The sequence below is a fragment of the Vibrio superstes genome (assembly GCF_003569005.1).
Classification (GTDB): domain Bacteria; phylum Pseudomonadota; class Gammaproteobacteria; order Enterobacterales; family Vibrionaceae; genus Vibrio; species Vibrio superstes.
In genome coordinates, this window is record NZ_BCUR01000001.1 from 1,050,722 (window position 1) to 1,075,233 (window position 24,512).

A 24,512-nucleotide genomic window follows, 5' to 3' on the forward strand; every position below is an offset into this window, starting at 1 on the left:
TTAAGCTGATGCAACTGTTCGCAGAAGCTCTTCGATGACCGCATTACCGGTAACGCCTTCGGCCTGTGCTTGGTAGGTCAGCAGCAGGCGATGGCGTAGCACTGGGAAGATCACTGCATGGATGTCTTCTGGGCTGACAAAATCACGGCCCGACAGCCATGCATTCGCTCGTGCAGCTCTATCTAAGGCGATGGTGGCACGTGGGCTGACACCCATTTCAATCCATTTTGCGAGATTGTCGCTGTAAGCTCGCGGATCTCGCGTCGCCATGATCAAACGAATGATGTATTTCTCTATGGTTTCGGCCATGTGAATCGACAAAACCTGTCGACGAGCCTCGAAAATATCTTGCTGTGATAGTGGGGTGTCGAAGTGCTGAATCTCCCCTAAAGCCTCGCCTCTATTCAAGCGTAGGATCTCTAGCTCACTCTCTGCGTTGGGGTAATTGACCTCAAGATGAAGTAGAAAACGGTCGAGCTGAGCCTCTGGCAGGGGATAGGTACCCTCTTGCTCGATTGGGTTTTGAGTCGCCATTACTAGAAATAGCTCGGGCAGAGGGTAGGTGGTCTGGCCCACACTGATTTGCTTTTCCGCCATAGCTTCAAGCATGGCCGCTTGTACCTTAGCTGGCGCACGGTTGACCTCGTCGGCGAGCACCAAAGAGTGAAAAATAGGACCTGATTTAAACTCGAACTCCCCTGTTTCTGGACGGTACACATCCGTACCCGTTAGATCGGACGGTAGCAGGTCGGGTGTGAACTGAACGCGATGAAAGCTTCCTTCAATGCAGTCTGCTAGTGATTTAACCGCGCGTGTTTTAGCAAGACCAGGGGGACCTTCTACTAAAATGTGACCATCGGCCAACAGCGCAACAAGCAGTTGCTTGACGAGGTTATCTTGACCAATAATTTGAGATTCTAGGTAGCGTTGTAGTTGCTGGAATGACTGCGCTGGCATGTGTGATGTTCCTTAAAGCGAGCATTTGAATAAATAGGTAGATGGGAAATTGACAAGAAAGTTCCCATTCAATTGCTATTGTTTTGATCCTAAAAACAGGGACCGATGATTAAGGTTAATATTTGGGCATTTTATCGTGAGTTCAAGGGGTTATAGACATCACTTGATAGTCAATCATAGGCTGTTCAACGGTTTTGATATATCGCATTGAGCCTTGAATGAACGCATTTACACATTCCTATGATGACGACAGTATCTAAGTCATTTAGACTTTGAACAATTCAAATAAAAGAGCAAACTTATGTCTATTCACCCGTTCCTTAAAGGTGAGCGCGTCGCGCTTACTGCACAGCTAACCATTCAACTCATTCAAAAACCAGACCTGCAAGATATTATTGCAATGCTAGACAACCCTAAGGTTGCAGAGTATCTGTTTTTTGCCCCAGCTCCTGCCGAAATGTATGAAGGCTACTTTGGGCCCATGATTGAGGGCACGGAGCAAGCGCTTAAAGAGAAGTCTTACCCAGATAACATCATAGGCGTCATTCGAGATACGGATGGTCAGTTCATGGGTATGGCTGCTGTGACTAGTGTGATGTTCCTAGAGGGGAATCATGAGGTTGGATACCAACTTCCCGAGCATGCATGGGGTCAAGGCATCGCCACCAAGGCGTGTCAATTTCTGACACAGCTTGCATTTAATGCCTTGGGAGCACACAAACTTTGTGCTGACTGCTATGCAGGGAATGTAGGGTCTTATCGAGCGCTAGAGAAAAGTGGCCTTGTTAGAGAAGGACTGCAAAAGGACTACTACAAACTAGAAACTGGTTTTGATGACAGGTTGCATTACGGAATGACTCGAGAGCAGTTTTTGGCCCAGTAAAAAAGTCTGCCTAGTGTGACCAGATGGGCTTGGTTACTACAAAGTCACTCTCGACACTACCGGTAATATTGGGGTTCTACAGCGCCCCATATCTATTCGAATTCCCTATAGGTTCTAACTGGATGAAGAAGCCAGAAAGGGTCAATCTATGGACTTAAATCTGATGCCTAGCCAGATGTAGTCAATGGTAATGGCCTGAATAAACCTTAATTTTTGAATAGAGAATGACATGAAAAAATATCTACTTTTAGTCGCGCCATTGGTTCTTAGCGCTTGTTCTGCAATTCCAGTTCAAGAAGATGCAAAAGGGGTTCGTATAGTCTCGGATTTAGATACTGAGCAATGTGAATTTCGCGGGGAAGTATCCGCTTCTCAAGGCAACTTCTTTACCGCTGATCTTACTACTGATGAGAATATCATTAAGGGTGCTCGCAACGAACTCCGCAATGAGACATCAAAGGTTGGTGGTAATTACGTACTGATAGCCAAAGCCGTTGATTCAAGTAATGAAGGTATCAGTGCTTATGGAGATTCAAGTGGGGTTGCAGTGAGCTCTAGTAAGGGTGTCTATAGTAGTGTTCTTGTGGGTGAAGCATTCTATTGTGAATAACCATGAGTAAATATATGGACTGTGGTGAGACTAGGGCCGTAGCGTATATGGTCAAGTATCTTCAATCAATTGATCGGAAGCACGTTATAGATGACCTTAGGTTTGACAAAGAATAGAAAAAATAAAGTACACACTATCAGCGTTTAAACTAATGAAGTGTGTGCTTTATTTTTTACTAAGTTTGTCGGCTAACGTTTCTAGCTTATGCAACCATAAGGAAGAACAAGCAAGTCGCTACAATCCCGATAAGTGCGTATGGGAACTGAGTTCTAGCATGCTGCATTGCTGTCACGCCTGAACCTTGTGCCGACAATACGGTAGAGTCGCTGAAGAAACATGAGTGGCTACCTGCAGCCGACGCAGAAAGTAGAGCGGCTACGGTTAAGTGTAGTGGCACACCAAGTTGTTCACCCAAAGGTAGGACGATAGGCATTGCTACAGCAAATACACCCCAAGAAGACGCTGTTGCAAATACTAAAGCACCTGTAATCATAAAGATAATTGCAGGGAAGTACTGTGCAGATAGCAGTGGGCTTACTGTTTCAATGACGTATTGCGTCACGCCTAGTGAATCATTGACGTTTTTCAACATGAAGCCACCGATAACCGTCGCTAGTGGCAGCAGCATCACCTTAATACCATCATAGATAGCATCGAACATGGAGTTCATTGAGATCAGGTTTTGCACACCATAGAAACACACAGTAAAGATAATGGCTACGAATACACCCGCTAACAGATCAATGCCAAAGTACCAGCTTGCGCCCACTAGCACGACCATTGGAAGCAAGAAGTTGATTAGACCCATTGTCGGGTTTGTGTGTGGAGCGATATCAGAGCCTAAGTCCATCTCTACTGAGTCGTCAGGTTGTACTTGCCCGCCTTTAGCACGTTTCTCTGCGGCCTTCATTGGGCCTAGGTCTGGTATTTTTTCCATCGCTACTAACAGTACAATCGCCAATGTCACCCAGCCGTAAGCCATGTAAGGAATCGCTTGGATGTAGGCTTTAATGCCTTCGCCTGCTTCTGCAGCACCGTTCGCTTCAAGAAGAGAACTAAAGAATATCGCCCATGTAGAGATAGGAACTAGGATACAGATTGGTGCTGCTGTTGAATCGACAAGGTAGGAGAGTTTTTCACGTGAGACATTGTAACCATCCGTTACTTTCTTCATCGAAGAAGAAATAGCAATCGCATTGAGATAGTCATCGATGAAGATCAAGATACCCAACCCGAATGTCATCAGCATTGATTGCTTACGACTTTTCACCTTGGTGACCAGCATATCTGAGAAGCTCAGGATGCTGCCGCCCTTTTCAAGAATGGCGATTAATCCGCCCATCAGGCCACAGACTAGGATGATCCATGCAATGGTTTCATCCATCATTACATCCATTGAGATGCCAACAATTTCTTCCACCGCTTGAGTTGGGTTCAGCAATAGGACACCAGCGATAGCACCGGTAAACAATGCTTCAACAGTACGGTGTGTAGTCAGTGCAAATAACAGCACTAGCCCAGTCGGTAATAAGCCCATCCATCCGTAGGCTTCGCCTTCAGCATGGTTTAATCCGATAGAGGTGAACAGTAGGAACACTGCTATCGAAAAGACGGTAATGAGTGTGTGTTTACTGGTAATTTTAAACGATGCAGGCATCGTCTTGGTCTGTGTATTCATGTAATAGTTCCTTTATTAAGCCGTATGTAGCATCCAGTCGATTTCGGTCGTGGTGATCGCACTCTCAAATTCAGCCAACTCGCTATGCTTGCAGGCTAGATACAAACCGATGAACTCTTTCGAAACAAACTGAGAGAGTTCACTGACTTCAAGTAAATTCAAGGCCTCGAACATACGTCTTGGTAGTTCAGGAGCCTCTTCATTAAGAGCAGGTGGACATTGCTCTTGCGTGTATTGGTCACTCGCTAATACTGAAGACAGCACTACGGCAGCAAGGATATAAGGATTAACGTCAGCACCAGCGATGCGGTGCTCAATTCGACGATTTTTAGGGTCACTCAGTGGCACGCGGAAAGACACGCCTCTGTGATTTGTTCCCCAGTCTGCCTTAGTTGGAACATAGGCACCGGGTACGAAACGGCGGTATGAATTTACGTTAGGGCAAATTAAACCGATAGAACCAGCAGATTGAGCCAGCATTGCCGTCATTGTTTGGTAGAAAAGAGGGCTTGCTTCGCCATTGTCTTGGCTAAACAAATTGTTGTTGTCCAAATCAAGAAGGCTGATGTGAGCATGCATGCCACTACCTGCTTCATCCGCAAAAGGTTTAGCCATAAATGTGGCATCGAAGTTGTGCTGGCTAGCGACTTGGCGAATCAAGCGCTTGGCAATGATAATTTCATCACATGAGCGAAGCACATCTTGAGAGTGGTTGAAGTTGATTTCAAATTGGCCTGGTGCAGATTCGGATAGTGCACCTGAGGTGTTTAGGCCTTGCGCTTGAGCCAGGGTATTTAGGTCGGTTAGAAATCCGTCATAGTCATCTAGACCATCGACATCATAAACTTCGGTGTTCTTTTCTCGGATATTCTTGGCTGGGTTCATTGCCTTAAGTAGCCCACCTGATTGGGTTCGTTCTTTATCGATCAAGTAGAATTCAAGCTCAAACGCCATGCATGGGTATTGGTTGTTGTCTTTAAGCTGTTCAAGCTGGCTTTCAAGGATGTTGCGGATAAAGAGTGGGCTAGGCTGAGTAGCAGAATCGTCCATCATGGTGAGCAAAACTTGCCCAACATTCTCTCTTGCTGTGGGTGTTAAAGAAGCTGGAACAGGAAAACAGATATTATCTGGTTCACCAAGCTCTTCACCCAACCCAGCTGATTCCACCACATTGCCTTTGGTATCGAGCGTAATAGTAGATAGAGGCAGTGCGATTCCTTTTCCTACCTTATCCAAAGCTTCTGCAGGGATACGTTTTCCTCTTGGCGTACCGTTGATGTCGGTAAAAATAAGGTCAATAAACTCTATCGTTGGCCAATTTTGTCGAAAATTTTTAACTTCCTGTCGAAACCATTCCATTTGAACTCTCCAAGGTTTTGTTTCGCTGTGTGTGTGAAATATTAAATTTGTTAAATCTAAACACACCTAGCAATCACTTATCCGCATAAAACTATGTAAAACAGTCGTTTAAATGCATATTAAAGCAGTTTTATCGAAAATCGATGTTTGTTTTGATTAACTTATTTTTAACACCTGAATGCGTTTTGCTCAATATATCGACCGAAATTACATGCCTTTAGGTAGAAAAAATCGACATGAATCACGTTTTGTTAAATATATCGGGCAAACAGGTTGATGGTTGGAGAGTGCAAATGTAGTGTGTTTGTTAAATAAATTGTACACGGAATGGCTATGTCAGACTCTCGTAAACCAATCATCGGTGTTGTCAGTTGCAGCAAGTCTCTTGGAGGCTATCAAATACAAGCTGTAAATGAGTTCTACCTAGATGCAGTCACTGATTTTGGCGGGTTACCTATCGTAATTTCTCCAAGAAGCACCTCGGATGACCTCGAGGTGATGTTGGATGTGTGTGATGGTTTTCTGTTTCCTGGTAGTCATTCAAACGTCGCTCCACATCGCTATGGTGCTGAGCATGTTGAACTTAAAACAGATGAAGCAAGAGACGAGATTTCAATCTCTTTGCTTCGTCATGCGATAGATAGAGATATTCCTTGTCTTGGCATATGCCGTGGTTTTCAGGAAATGAATGTCGCACTTGGTGGAACTTTAACCCCTGCGGTACATGAATCTGGTTATAATGATCATAGAGAAAGCCAAACTGATGATTTTTCTGAAAAATACGCACCTTCTCATCCTGTATTGGTGCAAGAAAACAGTAATTTTGAACGCTGGCTATCTCAATACAATTGGCAAAATACGCAAAGCTTCGATGTGAACACTCTTCATAATCAAGGGGTCAAAACGTTGGCAGCTACCTTAATGGTAGAGGCGACAGCCCCGGATGGCCTTATCGAAGCCTTCAGCCTCCCAGATCAAAGGTTCTTTGTAGGGGTGCAATGGCACCCTGAATGGCAAGCAACAAGTAATCATTTCTCTAAGATCTTGTTCAAAGAATTTATGATGGAGGCTTCTAACTCTTAAAGGAGCTTTATCAATGGACAACCAACTGATTGGTCAAAATATTGTTCAGTTGCGAAAACAGCATGGATTGTCACAAAGGGAATTGGCAGAAAAAGCAGGGATCACACACAGCGCAATCTCATCTATCGAGAATGCTAAAGTCAGTCCTTCTGTGAGTTCTTTACAAAAAATAGTGAATGTATTTTCACTGTCTTTATCAGAGTTTTTTACGTTTGACCAAGCAGGGAAAGCGGAAGAAAAAGTGGTATTTAAGCCAGATGAACTGGTTGAAATGGGCAGCGATACAGTATCAATGAAGCTTGTCACCAACGGCTCTAAGAAACAGGTGATCGGTTTTCTGATAGAAGAGTATGCCCCGCAAAGCACCACTGGAACGGATGAAATAAAACATGAGGGTGAAGAGGTTGGCACGATACTAGAAGGCGAAATCACGCTGGAGTATCAAGGCAACTCTTACATCATCAAGGCTGGTGAGTCTTATGTCATAGACACCACTGTGCCTCATAAATTTATAAATCACACAGGCAAGGCTTGCAGAATGATAAGTGCGCATACGCCAACCACATTCTAGTGGGCTTTCCTTGTTGTGATAAACAAGGAGAGTGTATGAAACTTAAATCTGATTGGCTTGAACTGCAACAAAGCCTAAACATCGAAGGCAGAGCCTACATTAATGGCGAGTTTACCGAAGCCATCTGTGGTGAACGTTTAGCGGTAGTCAACCCAGCAACAGATGACATCATTACAGACATCGCTCGCTGTCAATCTGACGACGTAGAATTAGCAGTAGGATGTGCTCGTCGCGCATTCAAACAAGGAGAATGGAGTAACAGTGCTCCTTCCCACAGAAAAGCGGTTCTGAACAAATTCGCGGATCTCATCGACGCTCATAACGATGAACTGGCCCTTCTTGAAACCCTAGATACGGGCAAACCTATTGCCCACAGCTCCTCTACCGATATTCCAGGTGCAGCCAATGCGTTGCGTTGGTACGCAGAGGCCATTGACAAGGTATATGGGGAAGTGGCCCCAACTGAAAAAGACGTGCATGCCTTTATTTCTCATCAAGCTATTGGCGTTGTGGCGGCAGTCGTTCCTTGGAACTTCCCTCTATGGATTGCATGCTGGAAGCTAGGCCCTGCACTGGCGGCTGGTAATAGCGTCATTCTTAAACCTTCAGAAAAATCATCTTTAACCGCTATCTTTCTTGGCAAATTAGCCTCTGAAGCGGGCTTACCTAATGGTGTTTTCCAAGTGTTGACTGGCTTCGGTCATGAAGTGGGAGACGCGCTCTCTCGTCACTCAGATATTGATTGCATCACCTTTACCGGCTCTACGAGAGTTGCAGGTCAACTGATGATTGCTTCTGGTGAAACAAACCTAAAACGCGTTTGGGCTGAAGCGGGTGGCAAGAATGCCAACATCGTTTTTGAAGATTGTGGCGACCTAGACCGAGCAGCCGCAGAAACGGCAGGCGGATGTTTCTATAACCAAGGTGAAGTGTGCGTAGCCGCAACTCGCTTGCTGGTCCATGAAAGCATCAAAGACGAGTTCGTAGAAAAAGTCATCTTAGCTGCAAAAAATTTCCAGCCAAAAGATCCTCTCGATCCTTCTTCTTCGATGGGAGCGCTGATAGACCAAGAGCACAAAGCTAAGGTGTTGAGTTATGTTGAACTAGGCACAGAAGCAGGCGCAACCTTGCGTTGCGGTGGTGATGTTGAAGGCCAAGGTGCATTCGTTGAGCCAGTGATCTTGGACAACGTCCATAACAAGATGCGAGTGGCACAGGAAGAGATCTTCGGCCCTGTATTGTGTGTCATTCCATTTAGCACAGAGCAAGAAGCCATCGAGATAGCGAATGATTCTCAATATGGCCTAGGCGCTGCACTTTGGAGTGACAACATCAATCGCGTTCATCGCGTGGCGAAAAAGCTTCAGGCTGGTTCAGTTTGGGTGAATAACTACAACGAAGGGGACATGACGGTTCCGTTTGGTGGCTTCAAGATGAGTGGTAATGGGCGAGATAAATCGCTGCACGCAATGGAGAAATTCACCGAAACCAAAACGACATGGATTCGTCTACAACCTTAAGCTCAAAAGATTAAGGTCGTCACTGATTAGATAAGGAATATTGTAATGAACAAACATACTGATTCGTTTTACGCTAATTCGATAGATAACATCGTTGAATATCCTCAGCTGCAAGACAACATTGAATGTGATGTATGTGTAGTGGGCGCTGGTTTCTCAGGTTTATCTTCAGCACTGCACCTAGCAGAGAAAGGCTTCAAGGTCGTGGTTTTAGAAAGTGCCAAAGTAGGCTTTGGCGCAACGGGCCGCAATGGTGGCCAGATCGTGAATAGCTACAGTCGTGATGTAGATGTCATCGAAAGCCGTTACGGTGAGAAGCAAGCGAAACAATTGTGCGACATGATCTTTGAGGGTGGCGATATCATCCGAGGTCTTGTGGACAAATATCAGATTAACTGCGACTTGAAACAAGGCGGGCTATTTACGGCACTGAACGCAAAGCAGTTCAAAGGTCTTGAGCATCACAAGAAAAACTGGGAACGTTATGGCAATGATCAGCTTTCAATTCTAGATGCTTCAGAAGTCGAGTCTGCAGTGGGTACCGATGCGTACGTAGGTGGCTTGCTTGATATGCGTGGTGGCCACATTCATCCGCTGAAGCTGGCACTGGGTGAAGCGGCTGCATTTGTCTCCCTAGGCGGACAAATCTTTGAACAGTCAGCAGTAACATCCATTGAAAAGGGTGCAAACCCTATCGCTCGCACAGCAACAGGTAGCGTTAAGTCTAAGTACTTAGTTCTAGCAGGTAATGCTTACCTTGGCGGCCTTGCTCCTAACATCAGCAACAAAGCGATTCCTTGTGGTACTCAGGTAGTTGCAACAGAGCAACTAACGGATGAGCAACTGAAAACCATCCTACCAAGTGATTACTGTGTTGAAGATTGTAACTACCTGCTTGATTACTTCCGTTTGAGCGCTGACAAGCGTCTGTTGTTCGGTGGTGGTGTTGTGTATGGCGCGAGAGATCCAAAGGATATTGAGTCGTTACTACGTCCTAAAATGGAGTCGATCTTCCCGCAACTTAAGGGTGTTGGCATTGACTATCAATGGACGGGTAACTTCCTACTGACTTACTCACGAATGCCACAATTTGGTTCGTTTGCCGACAATGTTTTCTACCTTCAAGGCTATAGCGGCCATGGAGTAACTTGTACACATCTAGCTGGCAAGTTATTGGCAGAGGCTTTAACCGGACACGCTGAGCGTTTTGATGCTTTTGCAGCATTAAGACACCCATCATTCCCAGGGGGGCGCCACTTCCAGATCCCATTTACTGCAGTTGGTGCAGCGTATTACAACCTTCGTGACAAATTAGCTATCTAAGAAATAAGGACATGACATGATCAGAATCGTTAAGTTTGCAGCACTGCAGTTGACTAAAAGCTGGGATCTTGAGGCAAACCTTGAGAAAGCAAAAGCCGCTATTCGTGAAGCCGCTGAAAATGGCGCAAATGTTATTGTGCCTCAGGAGCTATTTGCCGCACCTTACTTCTGTAAAGTGCAAGCCGCGAAGTACTTTGAGTTGGCTGAAGAAACTGACAAATCTCCCTTGATTGCAGAGATGAGCAAACTTGCTAAAGAACTTGGTGTTGTTATCCCGGTTAGCTACTTTGAAAAAGCCGGTAACTGCTTCTTTAATTCGCTAGTGATGATTGATGCCGACGGTGCTGTGTTAGAGAACTACCGCAAATCCCATATTCCTGATGGCCCAGGTTACAGCGAGAAATATTACTTTAGCCCTGGTGATACAGGTATGAAGGTATGGGATACAAAATTTGGTCGTTTTGGTGCTGGTATTTGCTGGGACCAATGGTTCCCTGAGTTAGCTCGCACCCTTGCACTGCAAGGTGCAGAAGCGATTTTCTACCCAACCGCAATCGGTAGTGAGCCTCAAGATCCGACGTTGGATTCTCGTGATCACTGGCAACGTACTATGCAGGGACACTCTGCTGCTAACTTAGTACCAGTAATTGCGTCCAACCGCGTAGGTGTTGAACTAGATGATGGCATCGAGACCACCTTTTATGGGTCTTCATTTATCACTGACCACACAGGTGGAAAGTTAGCTGAAGCGCCACGTGAAAGCGAAGCGATTATTTATGCCGAGATTGATTTGCAAGAAGCCACTCAAGCTCGTCATGCATGGGGACTATTCCGAGACCGTCGCCCAGATCTATACACAGACATCGCTAAGCTATCTGTGTAGGAGAGTAACAATGAAACTCACCACCACACCTAGCAATGATGGATACTACTTCCCTGCGGAATTTAAGGCCATTGGCGAAGTTTGGCTAGCTTGGCCAGAGCGTCGCGACAATTGGCGTGATAATGCATTGCCAGCGCAGAAGACCTTTGCGCGTATTGCCAATGCAATCTCTGAAGTAGTGCCCGTGAATGTAGCGGTCAATCAAGCGCAACTTCAGCAGGCTCGTGAATTACTTAAGCCGGAAATCGAGCTGTTTGAAATCCCTTTTAATGATGCTTGGATGAGAGATATTGGCCCAACAATCGTTGTTAATAGCGAGGGGGACCGTCGTGGCATCAGCTGGAAGTTCAATGCATGGGGTGGTGAGTATAATGGCTTATATGATGACTGGAGCCAAGATGATCTAGTGGCATCCGTTGTGTGTGATGCTATAGGCCTTGACCATTACAATGCGCCATTTGTTCTAGAGGGTGGTGCAATACATACCGATGGTGAAGGGACGCTTTACACCACCGAAGAGTGTCTTCTTAGCCCTGGGCGTAACCCTGAACTGAGTCGCCAGCAAATCGAGGACAAGCTACAGCAGTACCTTGGCATTGAGAAAGTAATCTGGGTGCCAAATGGCTTGTTCAACGATGAGACAGACGGTCATGTAGATAATCTGCTACATGTAATTGCTCCGGCTAAGGTTGTACTGAGTTGGACCGATGATCCACAAGATCCGCAGTATGCGTTATCCCGTGAGGCTGAAAGATGTCTATTAGCTCAGCGTGATGCGAAAGGAAGAAACATTGAAATTATCCGCCTTCCTACACCGGGACCTCTATTTTACAAAGAAGAAGAGGCGTCGGGTGTTGAAGCCAGTGAAGGAATGACACGAGAAGCAGGAGAGAGGCTAAGTGCTTCGTATGCCAACTTCTTGATGGTCAATGGTCATATATTTCTGCCATTGCTTGATGAGTCAACAGACAAGGTAGCCATCGATATTCTGCAGCATGCATTGCCACATTATCGAATCGTCGGCATACCCTCAAGAGAAGTGCTATTGGGTGGTGGCAATATTCACTGTATTACTCAGCAAATACCAGCGTAACGATTGATTCAATGCGCAAAAACAAAGGATTTAGAGGTTAGTTCTATGCACCTTATTAACAATAAAAAACTGCTCTCTTTTATGGCCTCAGAGTCAGACAATAGCATTGCAGTTAACAACCCTGCGACTGGTGAGTGCATTGGTTATGCGCCAATCACGTCAAAAGATGAGATCCTTGATGCTATTGAACGCTCAAAACTCGCTCAGCAATCTTGGGCGGAGCAGCCAGCAAAAGCACGCTCTGCTGTGCTGCAGCAGTGGTACCAATTGCTTCTGGACAATCAAGATGACCTTGCGCGCCTAATGACGCTTGAACAGGGTAAGCCGTTAGCTGAGGCTAAGGGTGAGGTGATGTACGGTGCAAGCTTTATCCAGTGGTTTGCTGAAGAAGCTAAACGCACCTATGGCGAGACTATCCCAGCGCCAAGTGGAGACAAACGCCTTCTTACCATTCGACAACCCGTAGGTGTCACCACGGCGATTACGCCATGGAACTTCCCTATTGCGATGATTACGCGTAAAGCTGCGCCCGCTTTAGCTGCGGGATGTAGCATGCTGATCAAGCCTGCTGAGGATACGCCACTTTCTGCGTTTGCTATAGCAGAACTGGCTTATGAGGCTGGCGTACCAAGAGATTTACTCATCATAGTGCTAGGTAAACAAGCGGCAGAAGTGGGCGATATATTTACTACTCACCCAACAATCCGCAAGCTTTCCTTTACCGGCTCTACACGAGTTGGTCGACTGTTGATGCAGCAAAGTGCTCAGGATGTGAAACGCACGTCTATGGAGCTTGGCGGGAACGCCCCTTTTATTGTGTTTGATGATGCCGATATTGATAGTGCAGTTGTTGGAGCTATGATGTCGAAGTTCCGTAATGCAGGACAAACCTGTGTCTGTGCGAATCGCTTTTATGTCCACAGCAAGGTCTACGATGCCTTTGTGTCTAAATTTGATGCTGCCGTTCGTGCGCTAAAGATTGGAAACGGTATAGAAGAGGGCGTCAGTATTGGGCCTGTTATTAATCAGGCAGCGAAAAACAATATCCAATCGTTAGTCAATAAGGCGATTGAGCAGGGTGCCGAACCTACTTCGAGCATTGAAGAACTGCCTGGATTGTATCTACAGCCTGTGATCTTGAAAAATGCTAAGCACAATATGGATATCGTCTCTCAAGAGATATTTGGCCCAGTAGCGCCGGTGATTAGCTTTGATACAGATGAAGAGCTCATCGAAATGGCCAACGATACGATTTACGGCTTAGCGTCATATTTTTATAGCCAAAACGTGCACCGTGTGTGGAAGGTAGCCGAAGCGCTGCAATACGGCATGGTCGGCATTAACGAAGGCATAATTTCTACAGAAGTCGCGCCTTTTGGCGGGGTTAAACAATCGGGTATTGGGCGTGAAGGTGGTAAGCAAGGAATTGAAGACTACATGGACATCAAATACCTCTGCTTCGGCGGCAATTAATAAAGGGACAGAACAATGACCAATCAACAGCTACACCAAAGAAGAAGCCAAGTTATCGCCAAAGGTATGGGCGCTGTATATCCACTCTATGTAGAGCGTGCTGAAAATGCACATGTGTGGGATGTAGAAGGGAATAAATATATCGATTTTGCTGCTGGCATTGCTGTAACCAATACAGGGCACTCTCACCCTAGAATTACTGAAGCCGTAAAAAATCAGTTAGACAATTTCTCTCATACTTGTGCCATGGTGACGCCTTACGCTCCCTTTATTGAGCTTGCTGAAAAGTTGACTCAATTAGTTCCTGGTGACTCAGAAAAGAAAGCGATCTTCTTGACTACAGGTGCTGAAGCTGTTGAGAATGCGGTGAAGATTGCTCGTGCAAAAACTGGTCGTAGTGGTGTAATTGCATTCAAGGGTGGTTTTCATGGCAGAACCAATCTGACGATGGGACTCACGGGCAAAATTGCACCTTACAAAGCCGGCTTTGGTCCATTCCCTGGTGAGATCTTCCATGCGCCTTACCCGAATGCATTTCATGGCGTTACTGTTGAGCAAAGCATGCAGGCACTGGAAGATTTGTTTAGCTGTGATATTGAGCCTTCTCGTGTTGCTGCGATTATTTTTGAACCCGTGCAAGGTGAGGGTGGTTTTTACAAAGCTCCGACCGAGTTTGCACAGGCACTGCGTCAGTTATGTGACAAACACGGTATTGCACTGATCGCCGATGAAATTCAAACGGGCTTTGCGCGTACAGGTAAGATGTTCGCAACAGAGCATCTTGGAATTGAACCGGATATGATGACCTTGGCGAAGGGCATTGCAGGCGGTTTCCCTATCTCTGCTGTAGTAGGCAAATCTGAAATCATGGATGCGGCGCAACCTGGCGGTTTAGGGGGCACTTATGCAGGCTCACCGCTGGCGTGTGTAGCTGGCTTAGAAGTACTGAAGATCATTGAAGAAGAAGACTTGTGTAATAAGGCGAAGGGTATTGGTGAGATAGTCAATGCTCATATGACCAAGCTTCAGCAGCAAGTCCCTTCTATCGGTGAGGTTCGTACTATTGGCGCGATGATGGCCGTTGAGTTTACAGACCCTAAAACAGGCGCCCCTCTTCCAGAAGTGACCAAAGCGGTCATTGGCAAGGCTCAAGAAAATGGTGTTATCTTGTTATCTTGCGGCGTGAAGGCAAACGTTGTGCGCTTGTTGCCACCGTTGACCATAGAGTCAGAAGTGTTGGTTGAAGGCCTACAAAAGCTAGAGAATATTATTCTAGAAGTGACTCACTCTTAAATTGCCTTTTGCTTAACATTGTTGATTAAAGCCCAGTTCATAATGAACTGGGCTTTTGTCTTTATGTCAGCGATGCGTTCGATATTGACGAAATCATCGCCTCTCTACGCACCTCTAAGATCTCTTCAATCATGGTACTTTTAGCCTTCATTCCAAAGTGGTTCGCATAGTTGTGGATCTTAGTTATCTCATCCGATTTTAGCTGGTACACCTCTTGTTTAAGGCGGGCATTGGCTTCGCTTTTGATCAAACCTTGCTGCTGAAGTAGTTGAATAATTTGAGTATCTAATGGGTGTTTTTTCTTAATCATAGGGTTATTGAATCAAGTTATTAGAAGGTGAAACTTATCGTTCTTATTGTGTGTCAGGTATGTTAGGAGGCTTTGATTACACTAGTGTTGCGTTTTTATTTGCATCGCTCTATCTGCAGATTACGCTCACAAAAAATCTAGAGGCTAGCTTTGCAGCGCTTTAAAAAGCACTGAAGCCTAATGGCAATTACCGTCGCAAGATAATGACTTAGATTGATATCTGATATAACTCGGCTTTGAATGATTTAGTCCTACAAAACGTATTCATTAACGGTAGAAGATATGGGGTAGTCTGAGTGAAATTAGAGCGATTTATAAGTAAATCGCTCTGCAGACATACAAACATCTTAGGTATTTTCTATGAAATTAAAGGCAATGTTAGCGTCGCTTTTGCTCACGCTCGTGTTTACGGGATGCGCCAAAACCACTGTGGTAACAAGCGATCAAGCATCAAAAATACAAGTACTTTATACGGTACCAAGTCAGCAGAATTATGAAGAATTGGGGCTAGTTTCAACCCAGACAGGACAAACCATTTTTCATGACAGAAGCAATGAAGGCATGTTGATTAAGCTACAAGAAAAGGCTTATAAAATGGGAGCAGATGCCATCATAGTGCGATCGGTTGATGAGAGTACATGGGGCTTTGTTGGCGATAACAGCACAGGCTTTGAAAAGGGTAAGGCGACAGCGGTTGCGATTAAATTTAAATCGTAAGCGAGAAGAAAGCTTAACCGCCCAAAACATGATTGCTTTGAGCGGTTATACATCAGTCCATAGAGTGCAAGCCAAACATGTTGCCTTCGGTATCTGTTGCTAGCGTCATGAATCCGTATTCTCCAATGGCCATTTTTGGCTGCTGGATACTACCACCAGAGCTAACAACTCTCGCTTCCTCTATGGCGCAGTCTTCACAAGAGAAATAAACCAAGGTCCCGCCAGCACCGGCTGATACGCCATTCATCTTAGCTAGCGCACCTGTAGCGCCGTATTGCTCCATGTTAGATGGAAAGCCCCACATTTCAATCTCATTGGCAGCAGGGTTGTCCATTTTTTCTAACTGAACGTTAAACACGCTTTGGTAAAAAGCGATAGCTCGCGGCATATCATCAACATAGATTTCGACCCAAGCAACGGGATTTTTAGCCATGACTCCATCTCCTATAACTGTGTTTGCGTTTAAGCTTATGCACAAGTTGGGAGAATGTCAGTGTTGAACTGGTTTAATCTGATGTTAGTGAGAATTGGCTTAACACTTGCTTTGCAAGGGCTTCATCGTCACTCTCAGAAAGCCCACTAATACCCACACCACCAATAACAGCGCCGTCTTTTTCTATTGGCAGGCCGCCCATGAAGCCTGTGATCTTAGGATCTGTCCAGTAGCTGAGTTGTTTACCCGTTTCTCGAGTGTGATCACCAAGCAATTCTGTCGTACCTTAATTACCAAGCGACTTTGTCATTACATTAACTACCAAGGGATTTTGACGGAACTCATTTAGCTTACCTTTTAAAGTAATTAATGGAGCTTTAGAAGGGGCGAAGGATGTTCTATATGGATTCTAAATCCCAATTTACCGTCGATATTATCTGCAAAATCATCGATGGAAAAATCAGTATCAATAGCGCTACTACCTTGCTCAACAAGTCTCGTCGAACCGTTGAACGTTATCTCTGTCGATATCGGAAAGAAGGTATTCGCTTCATCATTCACGGTAATCGAGGGCGAACTCCAGCCAATAAGATCCCTGAATCGCTCAAGAAAGAAGTTCAAAGCCTCATACAAACTAAGTACTTCGATTTCAATTTGCAGCATCTTTCTGAAGTTCTCAAAAAGAATGAAGGTATCGTCATTAAGCGTGAAACTTTACGCTCTTGGGCACACGATATCCATCATGTTAAACGTGCAAAGCGACGTAGAAGCCGCGTCAGAAAGTACCGAGAGCGTATGGAGTTACCTGGGCTTATGCTTCAAATGGATGGGAGCCCTCATCGTTGGTTTGGGGATGAGAAATCTTGTTTGATAGCGATGATTGATGACGCTACGAGTGATATTCATGCTCAGTTTTTTCCCTCGGAGACCACTGAAGGCTGCATGAAGGTGATGAGAGCTTACATTGAGAAGCGAGGGATATTTAAGACGCTCTACGTCGATAGAGCGGGCATCTTCGGTGGTCCCAAACGGAGCAACTTCTCGCAGATGCAACGAGCTTGTGAAGAGCTCGGTATTGAAATTATCTTTGCTAACTCCCCACAAGGGAAAGGGCGTATCGAACGATCATTCGATACTTTCCAAGATAGGCTGGTACCAGAGCTACGAGTACGCAAGGTCACCGACATGGAGAGTGCAAATCGGTATCTACAAGAAGAGTTCATCCCTAATTACTGGGATAAAAAGGTTCGAGTTCAGCCCAAAAGTTCCCGCTCTGCTTTTAAGCGCTTACCTCCCAATTTAGATCTGAATGGCATCTGCGTACAAAAAGAATATCGAACAATACGACGTGATCATACGTTCGGCTTTAATAACAAAAGGTATGTCATCGATTCGCCCATTCGTTACTCTATTGAAAATCAAAAAATAGAGATCCGATGCCAGTTCGATGGCACATTCTGCGCTTATTTTGGCCACCGCCGATTAGATATCACGGAGTTGGTTGAGCCTCGTAAATGCAGTGAATATGGCAAAGAGGTTCAGCGGAAAATTGAAGCACTGGAACTCGTTGAACAGCTCGGCAGTATATCTAAAGCCGCCCGTATCCTTGGCTGTTCTCGCCAATCGCTTTATACCTATCAGAAAATCATGGCAGAAGAAGGGCCTATAGGTCTGAAACGGATCAATAAACCCCTCAAGCGCAACAAGAAGCGTATATCGGAGCATGCAGAAGACAAGATTATCGAGCTGACGCTACAGAACCCTTACTTTACATTGATGCAATTGATGATGGAGTTAAAACAACATGACATCACCGTGAGTATCGGCACGATTAAAAACATCTGGAAGGAAGAAAACCTTAATACCAGAGAGCTTAGGATTAAAAAATCACAATCGCTGAATATCGAGGTTTAAGGCGAGAAGTATCAATCCTAGCTAGAATGAAAGAGCATGACAGAATCGGTTGGTACTTATCCCGTCAAGATCCCTCAGTAATGACATTACCCGTTTCTCGAGCCCACGCTCCTAAGTTGCCACTTGGCTGTCTATCCCGAGCTGAGGTATAGGCCTTGTTCTGAGCAAGCAAGCCCGCTTGTACGCTCACTCCATCCATGCGTGAAAATGCAATCAATTCCCCATGGGTATCGCAGATACAGACGGCAATGGCTGCGTCTCTTTGTATGGCGACCTGCTCAGCCTTGTTAAGCAGTTCATGCGCTATTTTGTGGTTTAACATGCGCTGCTCCTTCTATGGGATCTCGTTGCCTAAGCTCTTTTCGAGCAGGGTGAACCATTGGCCATGAGTCAGCTTCACTTGATTGACCTGTGCACACGCCTTGATTCTATCCAAGTTTGTTGTGCCGATTACAGGCTGAATGTTGGCTGGATGGCGCGTTAGAAACGCAAGAACTATCGCTTCACTGCTTACACCGTGCTCTTCGGCAAGTTGTGCAACATATTGGGCAGTACTGCGCACAACAGCACAGTCATCATTAAGGCCTACATTGCTGAATTTCCCTTGAGCTAAAGAACCCCACGATTGCAACTGAATACCATTGGCTTGGCAGTATTCAATGGTTCCAGTATCAAAATCAGAATGCTGACCTTGGTGGTTCTGAGCCATGATGCCACCTTGTACAAAATCCAGTTTTGCGAGGCTCATTTCCAGTTGGTTGATCACCAAGGGTTGATCTAGCGCGGATTGAAGATAGCGCATCTGATGCTGGTTCATGTTGGAAACGCCAAAGTGTTTCACTTTGCCTGATTGATGCAGCTGAGCAAAGGCTTGAGCCACTTCGTCGGTTTCCATTAATGGATCAGGACGGTGAAGTAGCAAGGTATCTAAGTATTCAGTGTTAAGGCGGCGCAGGATATTCTCTACCGATTCCAAGATCCATTGTGATGAGAAGTCATAGCGCTTGGCAGCATCTTGGTCTGCAAAGCGAATGCCACACTTTGACTGAAGATAGAGAGAGTCCCGCAGACTAGGGTCTTGTTTGAGTGCCCCGCCAAAGGCTTGCTCTGCTTTACCAAAGGTATAAATATCAGCGTGGTCAAATAAGTTAATGCCACTTTCAAGGGCAGTATCAATGATGGTGCGAGTTTGAGTCACATCGCTTGAGCTTACTGGTGCATTGTTCCATCCACCACCCAATCCCATGCAGCCATAAGATAGTTGACTGACGTTAGGGAGGTAGGTAGCAAGTGGCAGGACTTTATTGTTCATTGTTCGCTCTTCTAGTCGTTATTATCTGATGGATACATTCTATTGTTCGTAGTGAAAATGATAAGAGCTTATTTACGAACTCATTGTTCGTTATAATAAACAATGGAATAGATGGAGGTTGAATGAACGAACATAAGCGAGTGGAGCGTTTGATGCTCTTTGTTGAGCTAGGAAGGCAACTTAATTTCTCTCGAGCAGCAGAAGTTCTCGGTATTTCAAGAAGCTATCTTTCGGAGCAAATAAAGAAACTAGAGAGTGAGCTTCAGGCACCACTAGTGATAAGGACAACACGGAGCGTACGTTTAACTCCGGAGGGAGAGCGAGCTTATCAACAAGGGTTAAGCATTCGTAGTGCTGTGCTTGATCTGGAGAGAAACCTCAATAGTGAACACAATGAGGTTTCAGGACTGCTGCGCCTTACCGCGCCGAAGATGTTTGCGGAATCTATCTTGATGGGGCTTTGCCGAGCATTTAAACAGCTGCATCCCGAGATAACATTTGAAATCAACTCCAGCTATCAGTCATTCAATCTCAACCAAACGGATATCGATCTAGCGTTTCGCGCCACTCAATCCCCCCCTGAGGATATGGTGGCCTATCGGCTGTTTGACTATCAGCACTGGCTGGTGGCTTCGCCTAAGTATTTGCAAAGCTTTGGCGCTGTTGAACGAATTGAAGATCTTGATAAGCACCAATGCTTAACGACCTTACATCAGCGAACTTGGCCGTTGAAAACGACTGAGGTAGAAGTGAGCGGTTGGATGGCAAGTAATGACAATCGTATGCTTCGAGAGTTTGCATTAAAAGATGAGGGTATTGTGCGTATCGCCAGCTACTTTGTTGAAAACGATGTACACAATGGTGTGCTCACTCAGGTGCTAGCAGAAGAAACCTCTGACGCATTTAACTCTTTATATATGGTATATCCGCAACTGATTTATCCTTCGGCTAAATTGAAGGCATTTGTTGAGTTTGTAAAACTTAACGTCAACACTCGTCAGTGAGGACGGTGATAGTTGGGGGCGCACTATTTCTGTACTGCACCTGACAACCAAAGGTGCCACTTTTTTGGTCATAATCGTGGCTAAAGAAGATATTTATCTCCTTTAAGGCGCTGCGTTTATCGGTGAATAGCGGTGCGGCATTTCTATTTTTGTTTGCAGTATCTCTATCCACTGAGTCAATGTCTAGCCAGGCTTGTACTTGATTGTTGAGATCAGGAAAACTCACCTTAGAGTCAATGGTAGGGTAGCCTTCGAACAAGAGGACGTTAACGCCATTGAGTGTTATTTTGCTTTCTCCTTGGTCAGTTCCTGCGAGTACAGCTTTGGTATGAACTATCTCGATAGCACTGGTCATTGCTGCTGCCGCCTCTCTTAGGCTGGCGATTTTAGTGTCGACGCGATAATCAGAATATTTTACAGAGGCAATGACCCCTAGGATAGCAAGCAATACCAAAACGATTACCAGTTCAATTAAGGTAAAACCTTTGTGCCTAAAAGATAATGATTTCATGCTATTTACTACGACTTGTCTCGAATAAACCTTACCAAAGGCTGTAGAATACTACCACTCAATCCGTATGTCATCCTATATACATTTACAGTGTAAATGTTAGGTAAAATTGGGATGATGGTAATTCGTGTAGAGTACGAATATGTGATAGAGTCGTGAGCATCATACTTGATAGGTATTAGACGGGATTATTATGGCAAGAATTACCCAGAAGCAAAAAGAAGAAAACCTAGCTAAATATAACGCACTGATTGTAAAGGTCTTCCTTGCAGAAGGTTGGGAAAGCGTTACCTATGACCGACTAGCAAAAGAGACTGGTCTAAGAAAGAGTACCTTGCAGGGATATTACCCTTCAAATCGTGAGTTTGCGATGGCATTGCAAGGCAAGATTCTACCTATCATCATGTCCTGTCTTGATTTCTCATCGCGAGAAGCATTCATTCAATCTTGGGAGCAAGCGTTAACGGAGAGAGAGTTCTCTATGGTCATTCGCATGTTTGTAGCCAATGCTGCTAAAACAGAGTCCAATCCGTCTACCCAAAGAGGCGTGTTAAAGCTTATTGAAATTGTTTCGGAGCATCTGCCGAGTGAGGACGCTCGTGAGATCATTGACTTGGTCATGGGAAGGTCAGTTATGGCGCTGTTGTTTGATACAAAGTGTGACGCTTAAGTCTTGGAAAGCGCAATTCGTTGGCTACGGAAAATAATATAATTTTTTATATTTTGTAACCCGTTGTTTATTAATGCATTTAGATTGATTAACTTTAAAGCAAACGTTTGGTTAGGCATAAATGCATTGACTCTGTGATTTATATCAACATAATACCGCCCGTTTGCGTGAAAATCGCGCACACATAATCTTTTTTGAATGTGTAGTACGGAGAGTAAAATGGCGGGCGACAATAACTATAGTCTTGGGCCGGTTCCAGCCGAGGCAAGAAAAGGTATGGCATCATTAACCATGGTGATGTTAGGACTGACTTTCTTCTCGGCTAGTATGTGGACTGGTGGTTCACTGGGCACTGGGCTTAACTTCAACGACTTCTTCCTCGCTGTTCTCATCGGTAACCTTATCCTAGGTATTTACACTTCTTTTCTTGGCTACATCGGTGCTTCCACCGGACTCTCTACTCACTTATTAGCGCGTTTCTCTTTTGGTACTAAAGGCTCTTGGCTTCCGTCAGCACTGTTGGGTGGTACTCAAGTAGGTTGGTTTGGGGTTGGTGTGGCAATGTTTGCTATCCCAGTGCAAAAAGCGACAGGCATTGATACCAACGTTCTTATCGTCATCTCTGGTTTACTGATGACAGGTACCGTTTACTTCGGTATTAAAGCCTTGATGGTGCTCTCTGCCATTGCTGTTCCTGCGATTGCCGTGCTAGGTGGTTATTCAGTATTAACCGCTGTGGACAGTGTTGGCGGTCTTGACCAGCTACAACTTATCCAGCCTGAAACCCCTATCGATTTCTCAGTTGCTTTGGCTATGGTGGTCGGTTCGTTTATTAGCGCTGGTACCTTAACTGCTGATTTTGTCCGTTTTGGCAAGAAAGCATCGGGTGCGGTTGTTATTACTATGGTTGCATTCTTTATCGGTAACTCGCTTATGTTTATCTTTGGTGCGGCGGGCGCTGCAGCAACGGGTCAAGCGGATATCTCTGATGTGATGATGGCGCAAGGCTTATTGCTTCCTGCGATTATCGTGTTGGGCTTGAACATCTGGACCACCAATGAAAATGCGCTGTATGCATCAGGTCTTGGTTTCTCAAACATTACTGGTCGCTCAAGCACCATGCTGTCAATTATCAATGGCTTGGTCGGCACCATCTTCGCGCTGTGGTTGTACAACAACTTTGTTGGTTGGCTGACTTTCTTGTCACTGGCAATCCCGCCAATCGGTGGCGTTATCATTGCTGACTTCATGATGAATAAAAAACGCTATAAAGACTTCGCTAAAGCAGAGTTTGTTGCGGTAAACTGGGCAGCAATTATTGCGATGGCAGTCGGTGTAGCATCAGGTAAATTTATCCCAGGTATCGTGCCATTGAATGCGGTATTGGGCGGAGCGATTTGTTACTTGATTCTTAACCCGTTGCTTAATAAAAAATCCCTGACGGAACAAACGGCTTAAAGGTAATTTATGAGCTCATTATTAATCAATAATGCACGACTTCCAGGAAAAGTAGGCCTTCAGCAAATCCTGATTGAAGATGGTAAGTTTGCACGTATTGTGAATGCTACCTCAATTGTAGACTTTGCGGGTAAAACTCTGGATGCCGAGGGTGGTATTGCAGTTGCTCCTTTTTGTGAACCCCATATCCATTTAGACGCAACTCAAACGGCGGGTGAGCCAAGCTGGAATATCTCTGGCACCTTGTTTGAAGGTATCGAGCGTTGGGCAGAGCGAAAGCAAACCCTAACCATGGAAGATGTGAAGTCTCGTGCTAAGCAGACCTTAAAATGGCAGATTGCTAACGGCATTCAACACGTACGTACACACGTTGATGTTTCAGACCCGACACTGCTCGCTCTACGCGCTCTGGTAGAAGTGCGTGACGAAATGAAGGAGTGGGTGGACATTCAGATAGTCGCCTTTCCTCAGGAGGGAATCCTTTCTTACCCAAATGGTAAGGAGCTACTTGAGGAAGCAGTGCAACTTGGCGCAGATGTCATAGGTGCGATTCCACACTTTGAGTTTACCCGTGAGTACGGTGTTGAGTCACTGCATTACATCTTTGAGTTGGCTCGTAAGTACGACTGCTTGATTGATGTGCATTGTGATGAGATTGATGATGAGCAATCGCGCTTTGTCGAAACTCTGGCAGCGCTTGCTCATAAATATGAAATGGGCGATAAGGTTACTGCTAGCCATACCACTGCGATGGGTTCGTACAACGGTGCGTATGCGTCTCGCTTGTTCCGCTTATTGAAGATGTCTGGCATTAGTTTTGTGGCTAACCCGCTAGTCAACACTCACTTACAAGGTCGCTTCGATGACTATCCTAAGCGCCGTGGTGTAACTCGTGTGAAGGAGATGCTTGAAGCAAACATCAACGTTTGTTTCGGTCACGATGATGTGTTTGACCCATGGTACCCGTTGGGCACTGCGAATATGCTTCAAGTACTGCATATGGGACTGCATGTTACGCAGGTAATGGGCTACGACCAAATTAACAACTCACTTGATTTGATCAGCTCGAATTCAGCTAAGGCATTAAATATTCAAGAACATTACGGTATTGAAGAAGGCAAACCAGGCAGCCTTCTTATCTTGCCGGCTGAAAATGGTTTCGACGCGGTTCGTCGTCAGGTACCAGTGCGCTACTCTGTACGTCATGGTCAAGTTATTGCTGAGACACAGCCTGCACAAACGTCAATTCACCTAGACAAAGAAGAAGCGGTAACGTTTAAGCGTTAATCATTAATTCTTGAGTTAAAAGCCAAATCCCTCGATTTATCGGGGGATTTTTACATTCCACTGTAGTCTACTCCGTTTAGCCCCTAAATGAGTCAGCAGTAACCTTTCCCAAATCTGAGAATGCTGTTTTTTCAATACTTGAACTAATGGCAAACACATGACAAAAAACA

Annotated in this window: 23 protein-coding genes and 2 pseudogenes; 16 read left to right on the forward strand and 9 right to left on the reverse strand. The window is 45.2% G+C overall.

Features of this window, described 5'->3' with window-relative positions; translation table 11 throughout:
- Window positions 1-957, reverse strand: a complete 957-nt coding sequence (locus tag D5I41_RS04510) for an AAA family ATPase (RefSeq protein ID WP_119008711.1) — start codon at window positions 955-957, stop codon at window positions 1-3.
- 301 nt (window positions 958-1,258) lie between these two features.
- Here D5I41_RS04510 and D5I41_RS04515 point away from each other — a divergent pair, with 301 nt between their 5' ends.
- Together D5I41_RS04515 and D5I41_RS04520 are read left to right on the forward strand one after the other, a co-directional pair.
- Window positions 1,259-1,840, forward strand: coding sequence for a GNAT family N-acetyltransferase (locus tag D5I41_RS04515; protein ID WP_119008712.1), 582 nt, complete (start codon window positions 1,259-1,261; stop codon window positions 1,838-1,840).
- Window positions 1,841-2,069: 229 nt separating this feature from the next.
- Window positions 2,070-2,450 carry a DUF4156 domain-containing protein gene (locus D5I41_RS04520; RefSeq protein WP_119008713.1) on the forward strand — a complete coding sequence of 127 codons (381 nt, stop codon included), beginning with the start codon at window positions 2,070-2,072 and terminating at the stop codon, window positions 2,448-2,450.
- A gap of 202 nt (window positions 2,451-2,652) precedes the next feature.
- Here D5I41_RS04520 and D5I41_RS04525 read toward each other — a convergent pair whose 3' ends face one another.
- Both D5I41_RS04525 and D5I41_RS04530 read right to left on the reverse strand, forming a co-directional pair.
- On the reverse strand, window positions 2,653-4,128 hold the full coding sequence (locus tag D5I41_RS04525) for a Na+/H+ antiporter NhaC family protein (protein ID WP_119008714.1): 1,476 nt from the start codon (window positions 4,126-4,128) through the stop codon (window positions 2,653-2,655).
- Between the two features lie 15 nt (window positions 4,129-4,143).
- Window positions 4,144-5,487: a glutamine synthetase family protein gene (locus tag D5I41_RS04530; protein WP_119008715.1), complete on the reverse strand. Its 1,344-nt coding sequence runs from the start codon at window positions 5,485-5,487 to the stop codon at window positions 4,144-4,146.
- 333 nt (window positions 5,488-5,820) lie between these two features.
- Here D5I41_RS04530 and D5I41_RS04535 point away from each other — a divergent pair, with 333 nt between their 5' ends.
- The 8 genes from D5I41_RS04535 to gabT are packed head-to-tail and all read left to right on the forward strand — an operon-like array spanning window position 5,821 to window position 14,726.
- Complete coding sequence (locus tag D5I41_RS04535; protein ID WP_119008716.1) at window positions 5,821-6,570, forward strand: gamma-glutamyl-gamma-aminobutyrate hydrolase family protein; 750 nt, start codon at window positions 5,821-5,823, stop codon at window positions 6,568-6,570.
- Window positions 6,571-6,583: 13 nt separating this feature from the next.
- Window positions 6,584-7,141 carry an HTH-type transcriptional regulator PuuR gene (puuR, locus tag D5I41_RS04540; protein ID WP_119008717.1) on the forward strand — a complete coding sequence of 186 codons (558 nt, stop codon included), beginning with the start codon at window positions 6,584-6,586 and terminating at the stop codon, window positions 7,139-7,141.
- Between the two features lie 35 nt (window positions 7,142-7,176).
- Window positions 7,177-8,661 (forward strand): aldehyde dehydrogenase, encoded by a 1,485-nt coding sequence (locus D5I41_RS04545; protein WP_119008718.1) that lies wholly within the window; start codon window positions 7,177-7,179, stop codon window positions 8,659-8,661.
- A 45-nt stretch (window positions 8,662-8,706) separates the two neighbouring features.
- On the forward strand, window positions 8,707-9,984 hold the full coding sequence (locus tag D5I41_RS04550) for an NAD(P)/FAD-dependent oxidoreductase (protein WP_119008719.1): 1,278 nt from the start codon (window positions 8,707-8,709) through the stop codon (window positions 9,982-9,984).
- A 16-nt stretch (window positions 9,985-10,000) separates the two neighbouring features.
- Window positions 10,001-10,867, forward strand: a complete 867-nt coding sequence (aguB, locus tag D5I41_RS04555) for an N-carbamoylputrescine amidase (RefSeq protein ID WP_119008720.1) — start codon at window positions 10,001-10,003, stop codon at window positions 10,865-10,867.
- 10 nt (window positions 10,868-10,877) lie between these two features.
- The gene (gene aguA / locus D5I41_RS04560; protein ID WP_119008721.1) at window positions 10,878-11,960 is read left to right on the forward strand and encodes an agmatine deiminase; all 1,083 of its coding nucleotides are present in this window, start codon (window positions 10,878-10,880) and stop codon (window positions 11,958-11,960) included.
- 45 nt (window positions 11,961-12,005) lie between these two features.
- Window positions 12,006-13,433 (forward strand): NAD-dependent succinate-semialdehyde dehydrogenase, encoded by a 1,428-nt coding sequence (locus D5I41_RS04565; RefSeq protein WP_119008722.1) that lies wholly within the window; start codon window positions 12,006-12,008, stop codon window positions 13,431-13,433.
- A gap of 15 nt (window positions 13,434-13,448) precedes the next feature.
- Window positions 13,449-14,726, forward strand: a complete 1,278-nt coding sequence (gabT, locus tag D5I41_RS04570) for a 4-aminobutyrate--2-oxoglutarate transaminase (protein WP_119008723.1) — start codon at window positions 13,449-13,451, stop codon at window positions 14,724-14,726.
- Between the two features lie 61 nt (window positions 14,727-14,787).
- Here the strand turns inward: gabT and D5I41_RS04575 are convergent, their stop codons facing one another.
- A complete protein-coding gene (locus D5I41_RS04575) occupies window positions 14,788-15,036 on the reverse strand; it encodes a hypothetical protein (RefSeq protein WP_119008724.1) in 249 nt (82 codons plus the stop codon).
- Between the two features lie 360 nt (window positions 15,037-15,396).
- Between D5I41_RS04575 and D5I41_RS04580 the strand changes: the two genes are divergently transcribed.
- Window positions 15,397-15,753, forward strand: coding sequence for a hypothetical protein (locus D5I41_RS04580; RefSeq protein WP_119008725.1), 357 nt, complete (start codon window positions 15,397-15,399; stop codon window positions 15,751-15,753).
- A gap of 52 nt (window positions 15,754-15,805) precedes the next feature.
- Here the strand turns inward: D5I41_RS04580 and D5I41_RS04585 are convergent, their stop codons facing one another.
- Together D5I41_RS04585 and D5I41_RS04590 are read right to left on the reverse strand one after the other, a co-directional pair.
- The gene (locus D5I41_RS04585) at window positions 15,806-16,186 is read right to left on the reverse strand and encodes a VOC family protein (RefSeq protein WP_119008726.1); all 381 of its coding nucleotides are present in this window, start codon (window positions 16,184-16,186) and stop codon (window positions 15,806-15,808) included.
- Window positions 16,187-16,259: 73 nt separating this feature from the next.
- A pseudogene (locus D5I41_RS04590) lies at window positions 16,260-16,457 on the reverse strand (heme-binding protein); the annotation flags it as partial.
- A gap of 122 nt (window positions 16,458-16,579) precedes the next feature.
- Here D5I41_RS04590 and D5I41_RS04595 point away from each other — a divergent pair.
- Window positions 16,580-18,100: an ISNCY family transposase gene (locus D5I41_RS04595; RefSeq protein ID WP_119008727.1), complete on the forward strand. Its 1,521-nt coding sequence runs from the start codon at window positions 16,580-16,582 to the stop codon at window positions 18,098-18,100.
- An 88-nt stretch (window positions 18,101-18,188) separates the two neighbouring features.
- On the opposite strand, the pseudogene D5I41_RS04600 reads toward D5I41_RS04595, so the two are convergent.
- Window positions 18,189-18,422: pseudogene (locus tag D5I41_RS04600) on the reverse strand (GlcG/HbpS family heme-binding protein); the annotation flags it as partial.
- A gap of 12 nt (window positions 18,423-18,434) precedes the next feature.
- Entirely contained in the window at window positions 18,435-19,412 is a 978-nt protein-coding gene (locus D5I41_RS04605) for an aldo/keto reductase (RefSeq protein ID WP_119008729.1), read from the reverse strand.
- Between the two features lie 122 nt (window positions 19,413-19,534).
- Here D5I41_RS04605 and D5I41_RS04610 point away from each other — a divergent pair, with 122 nt between their 5' ends.
- The gene (locus tag D5I41_RS04610) at window positions 19,535-20,416 is read left to right on the forward strand and encodes a LysR family transcriptional regulator (protein ID WP_119008730.1); all 882 of its coding nucleotides are present in this window, start codon (window positions 19,535-19,537) and stop codon (window positions 20,414-20,416) included.
- Here the strand turns inward: D5I41_RS04610 and D5I41_RS04615 are convergent.
- Entirely contained in the window at window positions 20,400-20,927 is a 528-nt protein-coding gene (locus D5I41_RS04615) for a type IV pilin protein (RefSeq protein ID WP_119008731.1), read from the reverse strand. The genes D5I41_RS04610 and D5I41_RS04615 overlap by 17 nt on opposite strands.
- Window positions 20,928-21,120: 193 nt before the next feature.
- Here D5I41_RS04615 and D5I41_RS04620 point away from each other — a divergent pair, with 193 nt between their 5' ends.
- The 3 genes from D5I41_RS04620 to D5I41_RS04630 all read left to right on the forward strand — a co-directional run bounded on the left by D5I41_RS04620 (window position 21,121) and on the right by D5I41_RS04630 (window position 24,342).
- The gene (locus D5I41_RS04620) at window positions 21,121-21,597 is read left to right on the forward strand and encodes a TetR/AcrR family transcriptional regulator (protein ID WP_119008732.1); all 477 of its coding nucleotides are present in this window, start codon (window positions 21,121-21,123) and stop codon (window positions 21,595-21,597) included.
- A 219-nt stretch (window positions 21,598-21,816) separates the two neighbouring features.
- Entirely contained in the window at window positions 21,817-23,055 is a 1,239-nt protein-coding gene (codB, locus tag D5I41_RS04625; protein ID WP_119008733.1) for a cytosine permease, read from the forward strand.
- A gap of 9 nt (window positions 23,056-23,064) precedes the next feature.
- Window positions 23,065-24,342, forward strand: a complete 1,278-nt coding sequence (locus D5I41_RS04630; protein ID WP_119008734.1) for a cytosine deaminase — start codon at window positions 23,065-23,067, stop codon at window positions 24,340-24,342.
- Window positions 24,343-24,512: the final 170 nt, after the last annotated feature.

Excerpts from the sequence above, each read along its gene's own strand:
- aguA (WP_119008721.1), top strand. The coding sequence starts at position 10,878 with ATGAAACTCACCACCACACCTAGCAATGATGGATACTACTTCCCTGCG.
- aguB (WP_119008720.1), top strand. The coding sequence starts at position 10,001 with ATGATCAGAATCGTTAAGTTTGCAGCACTGCAGTTGACTAAAAGCTGG.
- codB (WP_119008733.1), top strand. The coding sequence starts at position 21,817 with ATGGCGGGCGACAATAACTATAGTCTTGGGCCGGTTCCAGCCGAGGCA.
- gabT (WP_119008723.1), top strand. The coding sequence starts at position 13,449 with ATGACCAATCAACAGCTACACCAAAGAAGAAGCCAAGTTATCGCCAAA.
- puuR (WP_119008717.1), top strand. The coding sequence starts at position 6,584 with ATGGACAACCAACTGATTGGTCAAAATATTGTTCAGTTGCGAAAACAG.
- D5I41_RS04510 (WP_119008711.1), bottom strand. The coding sequence starts at position 957 with ATGCCAGCGCAGTCATTCCAGCAACTACAACGCTACCTAGAATCTCAA.
- D5I41_RS04550 (WP_119008719.1), top strand. The coding sequence starts at position 8,707 with ATGAACAAACATACTGATTCGTTTTACGCTAATTCGATAGATAACATC.
- D5I41_RS04620 (WP_119008732.1), top strand. The coding sequence starts at position 21,121 with ATGGCAAGAATTACCCAGAAGCAAAAAGAAGAAAACCTAGCTAAATAT.
- D5I41_RS04545 (WP_119008718.1), top strand. The coding sequence starts at position 7,177 with ATGAAACTTAAATCTGATTGGCTTGAACTGCAACAAAGCCTAAACATC.
- D5I41_RS04595 (WP_119008727.1), top strand. The coding sequence starts at position 16,580 with ATGTTCTATATGGATTCTAAATCCCAATTTACCGTCGATATTATCTGC.
- D5I41_RS04565 (WP_119008722.1), top strand. The coding sequence starts at position 12,006 with ATGCACCTTATTAACAATAAAAAACTGCTCTCTTTTATGGCCTCAGAG.
- D5I41_RS04610 (WP_119008730.1), top strand. The coding sequence starts at position 19,535 with ATGAACGAACATAAGCGAGTGGAGCGTTTGATGCTCTTTGTTGAGCTA.
- D5I41_RS04520 (WP_119008713.1), top strand. The coding sequence starts at position 2,070 with ATGAAAAAATATCTACTTTTAGTCGCGCCATTGGTTCTTAGCGCTTGT.
- D5I41_RS04585 (WP_119008726.1), bottom strand. The coding sequence starts at position 16,186 with ATGGCTAAAAATCCCGTTGCTTGGGTCGAAATCTATGTTGATGATATG.
- D5I41_RS04580 (WP_119008725.1), top strand. The coding sequence starts at position 15,397 with ATGAAATTAAAGGCAATGTTAGCGTCGCTTTTGCTCACGCTCGTGTTT.
- D5I41_RS04535 (WP_119008716.1), top strand. The coding sequence starts at position 5,821 with ATGTCAGACTCTCGTAAACCAATCATCGGTGTTGTCAGTTGCAGCAAG.
- D5I41_RS04525 (WP_119008714.1), bottom strand. The coding sequence starts at position 4,128 with ATGAATACACAGACCAAGACGATGCCTGCATCGTTTAAAATTACCAGT.
- D5I41_RS04530 (WP_119008715.1), bottom strand. The coding sequence starts at position 5,487 with ATGGAATGGTTTCGACAGGAAGTTAAAAATTTTCGACAAAATTGGCCA.
- D5I41_RS04630 (WP_119008734.1), top strand. The coding sequence starts at position 23,065 with ATGAGCTCATTATTAATCAATAATGCACGACTTCCAGGAAAAGTAGGC.
- D5I41_RS04515 (WP_119008712.1), top strand. The coding sequence starts at position 1,259 with ATGTCTATTCACCCGTTCCTTAAAGGTGAGCGCGTCGCGCTTACTGCA.
- D5I41_RS04615 (WP_119008731.1), bottom strand. The coding sequence starts at position 20,927 with ATGAAATCATTATCTTTTAGGCACAAAGGTTTTACCTTAATTGAACTG.
- D5I41_RS04575 (WP_119008724.1), bottom strand. The coding sequence starts at position 15,036 with ATGATTAAGAAAAAACACCCATTAGATACTCAAATTATTCAACTACTT.
- D5I41_RS04605 (WP_119008729.1), bottom strand. The coding sequence starts at position 19,412 with ATGAACAATAAAGTCCTGCCACTTGCTACCTACCTCCCTAACGTCAGT.